This window comes from Sphingomonas radicis, assembly GCF_051400635.1.
Classification (GTDB): domain Bacteria; phylum Pseudomonadota; class Alphaproteobacteria; order Sphingomonadales; family Sphingomonadaceae; genus Sphingomonas.
This window is the reverse complement of the sequence record NZ_JBLFFG010000004.1, coordinates 290,187-304,352: the sequence shown is the minus strand read 5'-3', so window position 1 is coordinate 304,352 and position 14,166 is coordinate 290,187. Positions and strand designations below refer to the sequence as shown.

At 65.3% G+C, this 14,166-nt stretch carries 13 protein-coding genes and 2 tRNA genes; 6 read left to right on the top strand and 9 right to left on the bottom strand.

Annotated elements, in window-relative coordinates; genetic code table 11:
- Positions 1-316 precede the first annotated feature (316 nt).
- Positions 317-1,162: a carboxylating nicotinate-nucleotide diphosphorylase gene (gene nadC, locus ACMGDH_RS15660; protein WP_436828899.1), complete on the top strand. Its 846-nt coding sequence runs from the start codon at positions 317-319 to the stop codon at positions 1,160-1,162.
- A gap of 349 nt (positions 1,163-1,511) precedes the next feature.
- Here the strand turns inward: nadC and ACMGDH_RS15655 are convergent, their stop codons facing one another.
- A complete protein-coding gene (locus ACMGDH_RS15655) occupies positions 1,512-1,943 on the bottom strand; it encodes a DUF4112 domain-containing protein (protein ID WP_436828898.1) in 432 nt (143 codons plus the stop codon).
- 3 nt (positions 1,944-1,946) lie between these two features.
- Positions 1,947-3,335: an ABC transporter substrate-binding protein gene (locus ACMGDH_RS15650; RefSeq protein ID WP_436828897.1), complete on the bottom strand. Its 1,389-nt coding sequence runs from the start codon at positions 3,333-3,335 to the stop codon at positions 1,947-1,949.
- A 248-nt stretch (positions 3,336-3,583) separates the two neighbouring features.
- Here ACMGDH_RS15650 and ACMGDH_RS15645 point away from each other — a divergent pair, with 248 nt between their 5' ends.
- The gene (locus tag ACMGDH_RS15645) at positions 3,584-3,820 is read left to right on the top strand and encodes a hypothetical protein (RefSeq protein ID WP_436828896.1); all 237 of its coding nucleotides are present in this window, start codon (positions 3,584-3,586) and stop codon (positions 3,818-3,820) included.
- Between the two features lie 7 nt (positions 3,821-3,827).
- On the opposite strand, the gene ACMGDH_RS15640 is transcribed toward ACMGDH_RS15645, so the two are convergent.
- The 3 genes from ACMGDH_RS15640 to rpsA form a co-directional block, all read right to left on the bottom strand.
- Positions 3,828-3,914, bottom strand: a tRNA-Leu gene (locus ACMGDH_RS15640).
- 88 nt (positions 3,915-4,002) lie between these two features.
- Positions 4,003-4,281: an integration host factor subunit beta gene (locus ACMGDH_RS15635; protein ID WP_436828895.1), complete on the bottom strand. Its 279-nt coding sequence runs from the start codon at positions 4,279-4,281 to the stop codon at positions 4,003-4,005.
- A gap of 151 nt (positions 4,282-4,432) precedes the next feature.
- Entirely contained in the window at positions 4,433-6,145 is a 1,713-nt protein-coding gene (rpsA, locus tag ACMGDH_RS15630) for a 30S ribosomal protein S1 (RefSeq protein WP_436828894.1), read from the bottom strand.
- 323 nt (positions 6,146-6,468) lie between these two features.
- Here rpsA and ACMGDH_RS15625 point away from each other — a divergent pair, with 323 nt between their 5' ends.
- Entirely contained in the window at positions 6,469-6,747 is a 279-nt protein-coding gene (locus ACMGDH_RS15625) for a hypothetical protein (RefSeq protein WP_436828893.1), read from the top strand.
- A 17-nt stretch (positions 6,748-6,764) separates the two neighbouring features.
- On the opposite strand, the gene cmk is transcribed toward ACMGDH_RS15625, so the two are convergent.
- Together cmk and aroA are read right to left on the bottom strand one after the other, a co-directional pair.
- Positions 6,765-7,397, bottom strand: a complete 633-nt coding sequence (gene cmk / locus ACMGDH_RS15620) for a (d)CMP kinase (RefSeq protein WP_436828908.1) — start codon at positions 7,395-7,397, stop codon at positions 6,765-6,767.
- A gap of 15 nt (positions 7,398-7,412) precedes the next feature.
- On the bottom strand, positions 7,413-8,738 hold the full coding sequence (gene aroA / locus ACMGDH_RS15615) for a 3-phosphoshikimate 1-carboxyvinyltransferase (protein ID WP_436828892.1): 1,326 nt from the start codon (positions 8,736-8,738) through the stop codon (positions 7,413-7,415).
- Between the two features lie 101 nt (positions 8,739-8,839).
- On the opposite strand from aroA, the gene ACMGDH_RS15610 reads away from it, so the two are divergent.
- Both ACMGDH_RS15610 and ACMGDH_RS15605 read left to right on the top strand, forming a co-directional pair.
- A complete protein-coding gene (locus tag ACMGDH_RS15610) occupies positions 8,840-9,163 on the top strand; it encodes a TIGR02300 family protein (protein WP_436828891.1) in 324 nt (107 codons plus the stop codon).
- Between the two features lie 75 nt (positions 9,164-9,238).
- Positions 9,239-9,314, top strand: a tRNA-Ala gene (locus ACMGDH_RS15605).
- Between the two features lie 445 nt (positions 9,315-9,759).
- Here the strand turns inward: ACMGDH_RS15605 and ACMGDH_RS15600 are convergent.
- Together ACMGDH_RS15600 and ACMGDH_RS15595 are read right to left on the bottom strand one after the other, a co-directional pair.
- Positions 9,760-10,386, bottom strand: a complete 627-nt coding sequence (locus ACMGDH_RS15600; RefSeq protein WP_436828890.1) for an IS110 family transposase — start codon at positions 10,384-10,386, stop codon at positions 9,760-9,762.
- 357 nt (positions 10,387-10,743) lie between these two features.
- Positions 10,744-11,562 (bottom strand): DUF5829 family protein, encoded by an 819-nt coding sequence (locus tag ACMGDH_RS15595; protein WP_436828889.1) that lies wholly within the window; start codon positions 11,560-11,562, stop codon positions 10,744-10,746.
- A gap of 449 nt (positions 11,563-12,011) precedes the next feature.
- On the opposite strand from ACMGDH_RS15595, the gene ACMGDH_RS15590 reads away from it, so the two are divergent.
- Entirely contained in the window at positions 12,012-14,159 is a 2,148-nt protein-coding gene (locus ACMGDH_RS15590) for a TonB-dependent siderophore receptor (protein ID WP_436828888.1), read from the top strand.
- Positions 14,160-14,166 lie beyond the last annotated feature (7 nt).

The following is a 14,166-nucleotide window of genomic DNA, read 5'->3' as shown; positions in this document are numbered from 1 at the left end:
GCACGATGCCCAACGGCAACGGCGCTGCGCACGACGACTGGGCTTCGTTCTGACCTGACCGGCCCAGCCACGAGCAAAGGGGCGTCGCGGATACCCGCGGCGCCCTTTTGCCGTTCGGGCGCCCCCAGACCCAACCGTCACCCCGGCCTTGTGCCGGGGCCCACCGGGAGACAAGGACGGGCGCGGAGGCTCCATGGCGGCCGGTGAGGCGAAGTGGACCCCGGCACAAGGGCGGGGTGACGACGAGGTTATATCGAGAGACTCACATCTTGCGCTCCCGGTTCAACTGCACGATGGCTTGGTCTAGGGAAGCGGCATGTCCTTTGTCCTAAACCGGTTCGATCTCGACGCCTTCGTCCGCTCCACGCTCGCCGAGGATCTCGGCGACCGGGGCGACATCACTTCCGCCGCGGTGATCCCCGCGGACGCCGTCTTCACTGGCGTGATGGACAGCCGCGATGCGATCACGGTCGCGGGGCTCCCGATCGCCGAAGCCTTTTTCCGCGCGCTCGACCCTGACGTGGCGATCGAGCGGCTGGTGGAGGACGGCGACCGTGTCCCCGCCGGCACCGATCTGCTGAGGCTGAAAGGACAGGCGCGGGCGATGCTCACTGCTGAGCGCTCTGCGCTCAACACCGTCCAGCATTTGTCCGGCATCGCGACGCTCACGCGCAGCTATGTCGATCGGATCGCCGGCACTGGCGCGACGCTGCTCGACACGCGCAAGACGCTGCCGGGCCTCCGCATTCTCGAGAAATACGCCACCCGCATGGGCGGCGCCGAGAATCATCGCATGGGCCTGTGGGACGCGGCGATGATCAAGGACAATCACGTCGCAGTTGCTGGATCGATCGGCGAGGCGGTGCGGCGCGCGGTGGCGGCGGGGATCGCGCGCGTCATCGTCGAGGTCGACCGGATTGATCAGATCGCGCCCGCTCTGGAAGCCGGCGCCACGCACCTGCTGCTCGACAATATGCCGCCGCCGGTGCTGCGCGAAGCAGTGGCGCTGGTTGCCGGTCGCGTACCGACAGAGGCTTCGGGCGGCGTCCGGCTCGAAACCATCGCCGAGATCGCTGGCACGGGCGTGACCTATGTGAGCGTCGGCCGCCTGACTCAATCCGCACCCGCCGCCGACATCGGCCTCGACTTCGCGCCCGCCTGAAGCGCTTGCTTCAACTGGGGCGGTCTGGCGCTAGGATAGCTCGCGACGTACCAACCCCGTTCGCCCTGAGCTTGTCGAAGGGCGGTCGGTCGAACGTAACGCTCGTGGATGGCCGCCCTTCGACAGGCTCAGGGCGAACGGGACTGGTGCGTTGCAGGCTTGCAAAATAGGATTTCGCCTGCTTGGCTCCGTTCTCAGCCTCGTGCTGGCGGCTCTTTGACATATCGATAGAGGCACGAGCAGCGCGTAATAATATTACGTGATGGATCGCGTTTCCGATAAAAGAGTCAAAACTCGCATCGCCGGAGCGATGCGCAACTTTCCCTCAGTTCCCCGGTTTCGGCCGGTTCTACGGATGATCGATAGTCGCCGTGGAGGGGGGGTGCTTGTCGAGGTGCCGTTTGATGATGCGCAGGTTGCGCGTGTTCGAACGGAAGAAGAAATCCGGGATCGCGCCCACCCAGGGGATCAGCCCGAGCAGCCAGTCGAACCCAACATTGCCTGCCATCCGCGCCATCGCCGATTTGGACATGCCCAGGTTGCGCGCCTCCCAGGCCATATAGAGACCCATCGCGGCCGCGACCGTGGTGCCGACGCCGGGGACGAGATTCAGCACCACGTCCAGTCCCACCGGCTGGTTGGTGCCGGGGATCATGAAGCTACGCTCGAGCAGCTTCTCCATCGCCTCCACCCGGCGCCGGACATCGGCGGCGCCTTTGCCCAGCGGCAGGCCCTTCACGCCCGCATGGGCCCCGGAATTGATTCGTGTCGGTCGCGCCACCTTCTACTCCGTTTCGTTTCGCAGGTGGTTCAACGGGTGCCACGCACGGGCGTTCCCCTGCCAAGCGCTCAGCCGGAGCGCCACGAGCGACCAGCGCAGCGGCTGGGCGAGGGGGATATAGACTGAGTCGGCAGTGAGCATGGCGTCGGCCTCGGCGATGCGCCGGGCGCGCCAGGCGAGGTCGGGGGCGTCGCGGGCAGCCTCGATCAGCTGGCGGGCCTCGTCGGAACAGGCGGCGCAAGCGGTGGCGAGAAACCAGCGGCCGCTGTCATAGGGAGCGACCGCGTCGATCAGGCGGAGGTCTGCGCGATCGTCGAGCCCGACGCGCTCGGGCTGGATGCCGATCCGCAGCATCGATTCGGCGAGCCGCGCCCACAGCAGCGTCGCGCCCGATCCGGCCGGCAGGGCGATGCGGATCACGAGCGGCTCGGGATGCACCCGGCGCCAGCCCGCGACTCTGCTGCGCGCGGTTTCCCGCCGAACATCGAGCGCCAATCCGGCCCAGTTGGGCTGCGCGGCAGGGGAGGCCGAATCGAGCTGGGCGGGGAGCAGCGTCTCCACCGGCGACCATTCGGCCTTGATCGTCTGGAGGACTGCTGCCCGGTCGATCGCCATGGCAATCGCGGCGCGGTTGGCGGGGTCGGCCAGAAAGCCCTGCCTGTTCGTCACTGCGAGGCCGAACAGCCCCACCGCCGGATCGATCCGCACATTCGCTGGCGCGATTGCCGCCTGCGCCATGATGGGCCAATCGACGAAGCTTCCCCCAAGCACGAGATCGGAGGCCCGGGCCCGGAAACGGGCGATCGCAACTGCCGCCCGCTCGCCGAAGAGTCGCACCGTCTCCTCCGGCGCAGGCTCCACATTGTCCGGGCCCGGCGGAGGGATCGGCTGAAGCATGACGCTGCGCCTGCCGGCCTGACGGCGGAACGGCCCGCTTCCGTCGAAAGTGCCGCGGTCGAAAACCGCCATTTCGGGCTGGGCGAACAGCTTGAGCAGATCCGGCCGCGGCCGCTTGAGCCGCACCTCGATGACCTGCGGAGTCATCGCGACGATCTCGTCGATCACGGCAAGGAAGGGAGCCAGTTCGTTGCGGCTTCCCTGCGCAGCGGCGCGGCGCAGCACCCGCACCGCCTGTGCTGCCGTTACCGGCTCGCCATCGGACCAATAGGCCTCGCGCAGCCGGAAGATGTAGCTCCGCCCGTCGTCGATCACGATCCAGCGCTCGGCCAGGCCCGGTTCGATCTGCCCGGCCGCATCGAAGCGTACCAGGCCCTGGGCGGTTGCGGCCAGCAGCACGCGCTGCGGCGTGCCGATGGGGCCTGCGCTGGGGTCGGCCGGCCGAGCCGCCGTCCCGATCGCGCTGACGACCACCGGGGCATCGTCCTTGCGCAACCCCGGGCTCCCGCATCCCGCCGGGACCAGCACAAGTCCGAGCAAAAGGGCGTAAGGGATGCGAGTCATCGGGTTTCCGCTCGAGGGACGCCAGGAGTGTATGCCCGGCGACGCCCCTAGGTGCCAACCCCTAGAACGCGCACGGCCGGTCGTTTCTCGGGCTCGTTTCATCGCAGGAACAAAGTTCTGGGGAACGAAGCTGCATCGGGGAGGTTTGCGCTGTGGTTACTCAGGAGGAGAACGGTCGAATGTCGCGTATCCTAGGCAAACTTGCGACCGCCGCGGCGGCGATTTCCCTTGCGGCCGCACCGGCCGTTGCCGCACAGGCTCCGGCCTCGAAGCTGTCGCTTCGTGCCGCCACCACCTCGGACAAGGCGGAGAACCTGACCGCCACGCCGATCATCGCGGGTCTTGCGCTGATTGCCTTTGCCGCCGGCGTGATCATCGTCGCCACCGACGACGACGATGATTCCGACAGCCCGTAGGTTCAAATGGTGCGGACGGCGGGACTCGAACCCGCACGCCCCGAGGGGCAGGAGATTTTAAGTCTCCGGCGTCTACCGGTTCCGCCACGTCCGCACGAACCATTTGTCCAGCAAGCGCATGAGGCCGGAACCGTCAAGCGGTTCCGGCCTCATTCATGCTTGGAAGAGCTGTTTCGACCGCCTCAGACGTTGAGGCGAATCCGCATTTCCTTGCCCGGCTTGAAATAGGGGACGCGCTTGGGCGCGACTTCCACCGTCTCGCCGGTGCGCGGGTTGCGCCCGGTGCGGCCGTCACGCGCCCGCGTCGAGAAGGCACCGAAGCCACGAAGCTCGACACGACCGTCCTCGGTCAGCCGGCGAACGATCTCGTCGAAGAAAACCGAAACGATCTTCTCGACCTCGCGGACCGACAGGCCGGGATTATCCTGCACCAGCCGCTGCACGAGTTCCGATCGAATCATCCGCTCTCTCCCTTGGTCCGCCTGGACGGCGATCGATACCGGCCCGCCTAATCCTTACACAATCTGCATCAAACAGAAGATTTAAGGAAGGGCGTAAATTACTGGGCTTGCAGGGGGAAACGGAATCATCCGCTTCCCCCTGCAAGGGACTTTACTGCTTCTCGCTGCGTGCCTTGAGCGCCTCGCCAAGAATGTCGCCCAGCGACGCGCCCGAATCGGACGAGCCATACTGCTGAACGGCCTGCTTCTCTTCGGCGATCTGCATCGCCTTGACCGAGAAGGTCGGCTTCTTCGAACGATCGAAGCCGGTCACCATCGCGTCGAACTTCTGGCCGACCTGGAAGCGCTCGGGGCGCTGCTCGTCGCGGTCGCGGCCGAGATCGGTGCGCTTGATGAAGCCGGTCGCGCCGTCCTCGCCAACCTGAACCTCGAGGCCCGCGTCGCGAACTTCGAGAACGGTCACGGTGACGACAGCGTTCTTGTTGAGCTTGTCGCCCGCGCCGGCCGCAACGGCTGCCGAAGGACCACCACGCTCGAGCTGCTTCATGCCCAGCGAGATGCGCTCCTTGTCCGGCTCGATCGCGAGCACGATCGCCTTCACGGTCTCGCCCTTGCGATGCAGGTTGAGCGCGTCCTCACCCGAGATGCCCCAGGCGATGTCGGACATGTGGACCATGCCGTCCACATCGCCGTCCAGGCCGATGAACAGGCCGAACTCGGTCGCGTTCTTGACTTCGCCCTCGACTTCCGAGCCAACCGGGTGCGCGGCCGCGAAGGCCTCCCACGGGTTGTTCTGCGCCTGCTTGAGGCCCAGCGAGATGCGACGCTTTTCCTGATCGACCTCGAGCACCACGACATCGACTTCCTGCGAGGTCGACACGATCTTGCCCGGGTGAACGTTCTTCTTGGTCCAGCTCATCTCCGAGACGTGGACCAGGCCTTCGATGCCCGGCTCGAGCTCGACGAACGCGCCATATTCGGTGATGTTGGTCACGCGGCCCGAGACCTTCGCGCCCACCGGATACTTGGCGGCGGCGCCTTCCCACGGATCGCTCTCGAGCTGCTTCATGCCGAGCGAGATGCGCTGCGTGTCGCGGTTGATGCGGATGATCTGCACCTTCACCGTGTCACCGATGTTGAGCACTTCGCTCGGGTGGTTGACGCGCTTGTAGCTGAGGTCGGTGACGTGGAGCAGGCCGTCGATGCCGCCGAGATCAACGAACGCGCCATAATCGGTGATGTTCTTGACGACGCCGTCGATCACCTGGCCCTCGGCCAGCGACTGGATCAGGCCCGAGCGCTGCTCGGCGCGGGTTTCCTCGAGCACCGCGCGACGCGACACAACGATGTTGCCGCGCTTGCGGTCCATCTTGAGGATCTGGAAGGGCTGGGGGATATCCATCAGCGGCGTGACGTCGCGCACCGGGCGGATATCGACCTGCGAGCCGGGGAGGAAGGCCACCGCGCCCGAAAGGTCGACGGTGAAGCCGCCCTTGACGCGGCCGAAGATGACGCCCTCGACGCGGGCCGACTTGGCGAACTCGGTTTCCAGCTTGTCCCAGGCGGCTTCGCGGCGGGCGCGGTCACGGCTGAGCATCGCTTCGCCGTTCGCATTCTCGACGCGATCGACATAGACTTCGACTTCGTCGCCGACCTTGAGGTCCGCCTTCTGGCCCGGCGCGGCGAACTCGCGCAGCGGCACGCGGCCTTCGGACTTCAGGCCTACGTCGATGACGGCCAGATCATTCTCGATGCCGGTGACGGTGCCGATCACGACGCGGCCTTCGAAGCCGTCCGCCTGACCGAGGGTCTGTTCGAGCATTGCCGCGAAATCGTCGCGGGAGGGGTTTGCCGTAGTGGCCATAAACTAGCAGGTCCTAATTGACGTTATCCGGCCAGTCGGTTGGATCCGACGGTCTTTGGGCCGAAATTGCCGCGATGGCCCCATGCCGGCCGCGGCATCCAGGCGAACGGCGGCAAGCGGAGGGCACAACGCATGAAATGCGAAAAGGGCGCGAGGGAATCGCTTCCCTGCGCCAGCCTCCGAGAGCTGCTGCTCGCTGGACGGGCGCGCACATAGCGCAGGCGGTTCGGAGAGGCAAGGTGCGCGGGGGCTATTCCCTAGCGGCGGGCACCGGAGTAGGGCGTCCCGTCGCCCGACGGGCACCCCCAGCTTTTCGAGGATCCATGGAGTACGTCAACCAGCGCTTCGAGGGCGTCACCGTCACGCTCGACGGCAACAGCTATCGCGATTGCACCTTCGAGAACGTGACCTTCCATTATTCGGGCGGATCGCTCGACATGGCGAACTGCGCAATGGATCGCTTCGCGTTCCAGTTCGGCGGCGATCTCGCAAACGGGCTCCACGCGCTGTACCAGCTGTTCGGCACCGAGGGCATGCTGACGATCCTGCGCGGCTTCACCGAGCCGCACTCCGGCGAAGTGACGCTCAGCCTGCCGGACTGATCGCGGGTCTGCGAGGCTCAAGCAGTTTTCGCCCCGCGCCGTGCCTCCACCAGCGCGATCGCGCGCTGCACGGCGGCATCGATCGAAAGGAAGCTCGTGTCGAGCAGCGCCGCGTCGTCGGCGGGCTTCATCGGCGCCTGCGCACGCCGGGCGTCGCGGTCGTCGCGCGCACGGATGTCGGCGAGCACCTTGTCGAAGCTGGAATTGAGCCCCGCCTTGCGAAGCTCGAGATGGCGGCGCTGGGCGCGGATCGTAGGCGTCGCCTTGACGAAAAGCTTCACCTCCGCCTCGGGTGCGATCACCGTGCCGATGTCGCGTCCGTCGAGCACTGCGCCGCCGGGCTGGCGCGCGAACTTCCTCTGCCGATCGAGCAGCGCGGCGCGCACCAGCGGGTGCGCCGAGACAACCGATGCGATCTTGCCCACTTCGTCGGTGCGCAGCCAGGCGTCGTCGAGCAGCGCATTGTCGAATTCGCAGACCGACACCGCATCGGCTTCACTGGTCGGGTCCAGCCCCGCGCGCAGCACCAGGGCTGCGACGGCGCGGTAGAGCATCCCGGTGTCGAGGTGCGGCAATCCGTAATGACGCGCCAGCGCGCGGGCGATGGTGCCCTTGCCCGATGCGGCGGGTCCGTCGACGGCAATGATCATGGTACGCAAACCAGCCTAGTTTGTGAGAGCGTCAAGGGTCTGGAAAAACGCCGGATAGCTGGTCGCCACCGGCGCTACATCGTCGATCGTGACCGGGCGGCTCGAAGCAAGCGCCGCCACCGCCATGCTCATCGCGATGCGGTGATCGAGCTTGGATGCGATCTGCGCGCCGCCGGGCAGCGGATCGCCGCCACTGCCTTCGATCGCCAGCCCGTCCTCAAATTCCTCGGTCCGCACGCCCACGGCTTCGAGCGCGGCACGCATCGTCGCGATTCGATCCGATTCCTTGACGCGCAGCTCGTGCGCACCCCGCGCCACGGTGCGGCCCTGGGCCAATGCGGCGGCGACGAACAGGATCGGATATTCGTCGATCATGCTCGGCGCGAGCTCGGGTGGGACCTCGATCGCCGAAAGCGGAGCATGACGCACGCGCAGGTCGGCAACCGGTTCGCCGCCCACTTCGCGTAAGTCCACTTCAATGATATCGGCGCCCATCATCCGTAGCGCCGTCAGCAGCCCGGTGCGGGTGGGGTTCATGCAGACATTGCGAATCGTCACGTCCGATCCCGGCACGATCGATGCCGCGACCATCCAGAAACCCGCCGAAGACGGGTCGCCGGGGACGATGATCTGCTGCGGACGAAGCTCGGCCTCGCCGGTGATCGAGATGATCTTGCCGTCCGGCCCGTCCTCGACGCGGAGCTCGGCACCGAATCCGCGCAGCATCCGTTCGCTGTGGTCGCGCGTCGGCACCGGTTCGATCACGCGCGTGATCCCCGGCGTATTGAGTCCGGCGAGAAGCACCGCAGACTTCACCTGTGCCGAAGGGACCGGGAGGCGATATTCGATCGGCACCGCCGGGCAGAGCCCGCGCACCATCAGCGGCAGCCTTCCGCCGGGGCTGGCGGTGATGTCGGCGCCCATCTTCCCCAGCGGTTCGATCACGCGTCCCATCGGGCGCGACGAGAGCGAGGCGTCGCCGGTGAAGGTGGCAGTGATCGCATGGCTCGCGACCAGCCCCATCAGCAGCCGAGTCGAAGTGCCCGAATTGCCCATGTCGAGCGCCTGCGCGGGCTGGAGCAGCCCGCCGACCCCTACGCCGTGAACCCGCCAAATACCGGCGTCGCCGCGCTCGACCTGCGCTCCCATCGCGCGCATCGCTGCGGCGGTGGCGAGCACGTCTTCGCCTTCCAGCAGCCCCTCGATCCGGCTTTCGCCCACCGCGAGCGCCGAGAACATCAGCGAGCGATGGCTGATCGATTTGTCGCCGGGGACGGTGAGCGAACCGGTGAGCGGACCGCGGGCGGAGAGGGTGAGGGGGCGTGGCGCAGCGTGGGACATTGCGCGCGGCTTTGACAGCCGCCTTGCGCTATGGCAAGGCGCCCACCACTTTGCGGGGCCTGATCCCGAAATCCATATAGTTGAAAGGCAAGAGGCGGCACATGGTGAAGCCGGAATGGGGCACGAAGCGAGCGTGCCCGAAATGCGGAACGCGTTTCTACGACCTCCAGAAAGACGAGCCCGTCACATGCATCAACTGCTCCTATTCGTGGGAGCCGGAGCCGATTCTGAAGTCGAAGCAGCCGATGCCTTTCGAGGTGGTGAAGCCCGATGGCGAGAAGCCCGAGACGGCAGACGCCGATCTGGGTGACGAGGATCTGGACATCGTCGCCGACGACGAAGAGCCCTCGGCAGACGACGACGTCGATCTTGGCGGTGACGACGACTTGGGCGTCGAGACCGGCAACGACGACGACGAGCAGTAAAATTTCGGCAAGGGCGCAACAGCGTCCTTGCCAAACCGGCGGAGCCCTTCTAATGGGCTCGCCTTCCCGGGGTTTGGGGCCGTAGCTCAGCTGGGAGAGCGCTGCAATGGCATTGCAGAGGTCAGGGGTTCGATCCCCCTCGGCTCCACCATTCCCCGTTGAAATTATTGAATAATTTCAACGGGGAATTCGAACCCTGAGGTGGCCTATCTCCTATAGACATCTGATTATATTAGATAAATCGTCTAATATTAGGCTGTGCCTATTCGACTTCGCCGCATCGCTTCCTAAGTTGGCTTCGATCGGTGCCGTTTGCTCATCTCAAACTCCAAGAAGCTGAGTTCGCAACTTAGCTGAGCTTGCTCCGGAGATGACGGGTTTGCGCCCCAACACCGGTCATTCAGCCATCGAACGGCCAAGCCTAAAAGCTGCCGTTCGTCCCTTGCATCTTTGAACTAGGCCGAACGGCTGGGATCAGGGAACTTTGCAGCCTGTCTGGTTTGGCAGATATCAACTGCTTAGCCTTCAGGCGCAGCTTGTCTCTACGCCTTCAGAACAACCCCAGGGCATATGCGCGCTCCGCCTTCTACTGAGGGTCATGTCGTCAGCACCTCGCGATAGGTCCGTCCGACCGGGATCGACACGCCGTTCGCCAGCGCGAGTGGCCCGCCCCGGTGCAGCACCGCGACCTTCGCGCCATGGACCGCATAGCTGCGATGCACCCGCACCATGTGCGGCGCGGCCAACCGCACGAGTGCGCCGAGATTGGCGGTCACCAGCAGGCTGCGTCCGTCGGCGAGATGGAGCCGCGTCCTCATGCCGACGAGCTGGGCGCGCGCGCCAAGAAGGGATCGCGCCTGCTGAGCATCCAGCGACTTGACGTGCACCGAGCGGTACCAGCCTGTCCGCACTACCTGCGCCAGCCCTTCCGCATCGTTGTGGTCGGTCTTGTTCAACCTCATCTGCAGCGCAGCCTTCACCCGGCGGGCGTCCAGGACCGCGACATGAAGACCAGCGGCGCGCAGTCCGTGTACAAGCCACGGCGTCATCGCGCCGGTCTCGACGCCCAACTTCGCGTCAGCGCCGGCATGCTTGGCGATGAGCAGTGAGATCTGACCAGGATCAGTCGGGCAGGCGCCCCTCCAAACCCGCCGCCCTTCGGCATCGACCACGCAGATCGCCGTGGTCTTCTGTGACACGTCCAAACCTACTGAATGCGGCATCGAACCCTCCTATGGTGCTCAACACCGGGCCGAAGCGCCCGGATCGCGGCACTATTGATAGCTCGACTCGGCGCCGCGATTACCCGAGGTCCACACACGGCCGTTCAGCGTAGCCTCCGGCGAATCTGAAAGCCGACGTTGGTTTCGGCAGCGATCGGCGGTAGATATGGGGTGAAAACAGTCGTGTATCAGCCCGTCCGTCCGGGCGCTAATCTTCTCTCGCAACGAAGAGGGGAAAACTCGAAGTAATCTTTGGCCGCTATCGCGACGCCGAAGGAAGGTTGCGGCATCCTTCATGAGCTAATGGATAAGTTTGGACGGCCGGATGCGCGCGAGTTTAGCCTCGCCGGATCGGACTCAGTCGCCCGCCAATTTGCCAAACTGCAAGTGCGCGCTGCCCTTTGACCGCTGCACTATACGCACCGATCCGAGCTGCAGGTCGTTGGAAAGCTTGGTGTCCATCGCTACGGACATCGATACCAATCCCGGATGGTCATTCACCGAGCGCAGGAAAAGCTCCAAGCCATCGCCACGCAGGCGGGTACCTGCTGGCCCGTCCTCACGTTGGAATCCAGCTTGTTCAAGCTGCTTGACGAGTTTCGCGTGCAGTGATGCGCTTAGGTCGATCTCGAGTGCTGTGATGTCGAACCTGCCTTGGCCCGCGGCGGCCCGGCCTGCCAACACGTCCGCACGTGCAACACGAGGCGGTATGTCGGTCGCTGCCCCGGACTGCCAGCGGTGAAATTCGGGGCGGTACACCATCGCCCAGACCGCGAGATCAGGACCTGCAGCGGTGCTGTCGCACTGCACCGCATCATACCAGGGCACTGGCGGCTGTGTCCGCTTGAACTCGACCCGTGTGCGCCGCATCTCGTTACCGCATGCGGTACGCCACGCGTGTTCCAGCGCGTCGAACCGTGCCGGTTGATCGTAACCCAATGCTAGCCCGACCTTGCCCACCGGCTCGCGAAACCGATTATCTGGCGCGAAGATTTCCAGGTAGGTTTGACGCCCGCGGAAGAATATCCGGTCGGCATCGGGTGCAGGCGGCGCATAATCGGGCAACCCGCCATCGCTGCGGCCTAACAGCCTCGCCAGTTCGAGGCTTTCGCGGATTGCAGCGAAGGTCGCCGCGTCGAGCACGACGTAGACGTGATTGAGTGCGGGCGGATTCATCGCGCCAGTCGATTGGCCCGCGCCACTCCCAGTTGATCGGGACAACATCGGCGTTGGCAGTCCCAGTGGCTCCCCCGCGTGCGCGTTGGTAGCGGCGAAGCCGGTTGCTAGCAAGAATCCCGACGCAAGCCGAAAGGTCCGCATGCTTTAAGACTATCCCTTCGCACCAGCCTGAGCCCCGCCGAGGTTTAGCCCAACCGGAACACTCTGCACGGTTCATAATGGCGTTGACTTGAGTTACGATACATCATTACCAGGCTTGATGCAACGCGGCGGGAAGGCCTCGGCCTTTCGGGAAATGACCTACCGTGATTTGGAACTTGTAGGCTCGCTCGGTGGAACTCGATCCAACTTCGTCACCTGTGTGGCACCTCTTGTCCCCTCGTCGAGCTGGCGCGAAAGGACGATGCCAGCCGGTTCCGCCGCCTTTCCGTAGATAAGGATTCAAGATGAAACATGCTCGTGCGGGCTTGGCTCGGCGCATCTGCGGCCGGTCGATACTTGGTGCTCTCCCGCTTGCATTCATGCCCGATTGCGCAGTGGCACAGGCGACCGAGGAGCAACCGGAACAGGCGGAAGAGATCGTTGTGCTCGGCACGCGCGAGCAGGGCTATCGCGCGACCGTCGCCACCCAGGTTGGCAAGTCCGATACGCCGATCAAGGAGACGCCCTATTCGGTCCAGGTGGTCACGCGCGAGCTGATCGCCGATCGCGGCATCACGACGATCGGCGAGGCGCTGCGCTATGTCCCCGGCTTCTCGCCCCAGGTGGGTTTCGGGGCGACCAACGACCGTTTTTACATCCGTGGGTTCATCGCGCCGTATAATCTCAAGAACGGTCTGCGGCGCTCGGCCTATGCGCCCGACGAGCAGCTCCAGAACATCGAGCAGGTAGAGGTGCTCAAGGGTTCGGCCTCCGCGCTCTATGGCCGGTTTGAGCCGGGCGGGGTGGTTAACTTCGTCACCAAGCGCCCGACTGGCGATGCGTTCGTGGAAGCCGGCGCGCTCTACGGCTCGTTCGACCAGATCCGGTTGACGTTCGACGCCGGCACGCCGTTGTCTGACACCCTGGGCGTCCGGTTGAACGCCTCCTGGGACGACCGCGGCAGCTTCCGCGACTTCGGCTTCGCCCGCGACGTCTTCGTGGCACCCGTGATCCAGTGGAAGCCGGGCGAGCGCACCAGGGTGACGCTCGAAGGCGAATATGCGCACAAGCGAGGCTATTTCGATCGCGGCTTCGCCAACGATCCGATCTTCCTCGAAGCGCCGCGCGAGCGTCAGTTCGGCGAGCCCGACGCGCGCTACACCAACAAGGGCGGGCTCGGCAGCCTGTTCGTCGACCACCGGTTCTCCGACGCGATCAGCGCGCGGGTGGCGGTCGGCTATTCGAGCTTCACCAAGGACGCCTTCTACTACGCCTATGGCTTTCCGCCGGTCTCGCGCGCGGATCCGGCCAATCCGGTGGTCAACCGCCGACCGAGCCTCGCTTATGACCGGCAGCAGGACTTCACCTCGCAGGCCGAACTCTACGCACGCTTCGCGACGGGTCCAGTCCAGCACAAGGCGCTGGTCGGGATCGAATATGGCTACGATCATTGGGACTTCACCGTGCGCAATACGCCGTTCGGGCAAGCCTTCCCAATCGATTTCGATGCGCCCGTCTATGGCTCCCGTTCGATACCGACGCCCTCGGTCCTGACCTCGGCGGGCAACTGGAACAGCGACGCCGTTGGCATTTATGCGCAGGACGAACTCCAGCTCGGCCAGTTCCGGCTGCTCGCAGGCCTGCGCTATGACTGGAACACGCTGTCTGCCGATAATGCTATCGCCGGGACGGGCGGCGAGAGCACCAGGCGCGGCCGCGCCTCGCCGCGCATCGGCCTGACCTGGACGCCGTCGAGCGCCGTCTCGATCTATGGCAGCTATGCGCAGTCCTTCCGCGGCCAGGTCGATGTCGGGCGGCTGCGCGATGGCTCGTTGCCGCGCCCGCTGATCGGCGAGAGCTGGGAAGCCGGGGTCAAGACGAGCCTGCTCGGCGGTCGCCTGACGCCCACGCTTGCCGCCTTCCAGATCACGCGCCGCAACGTCGCTGCATCCGATCCGGTCGACTTCGACTATGTGATCCAGATCGGCCGCGCGCGTTCGCGTGGCGTCGAGGTCGAGTTGCCGGCGGTGCTGAGCCCACGCTGGCGCGTGATCGCCAACTACACCTGGCTCGAAGCCAAGATACTTGAGGACGCCTTCGCGACGCCAGGCGCCAAGCTCGTCAACGCGCCCGAACATGCCGCAAGCCTGTGGACCACCTACGATCTCGCGGGATCGCTCAAGGGCGCCAGCGTGGGCGTGGGCGCGCAACATATCGGCAAGCGTGCGGGCAACACCGACAACAGCATCACGCTCCCCGCCTATACGCGGGTCGATGCCAATCTCGCCTACACGTTCGATGCGGGATTTGGCCCGCTGCGCGCGCAGCTCAACGTCCTCAACCTGTTGGACGATTTCTACTATGACAGCGGCGGCGCCTTCATCCCGCTCTATCCGGGCGCGCCGCGCACCGTCACCGCCAGCCTGGCCTACCGCTTCGGAGCTGCGCGATGATGCGGCG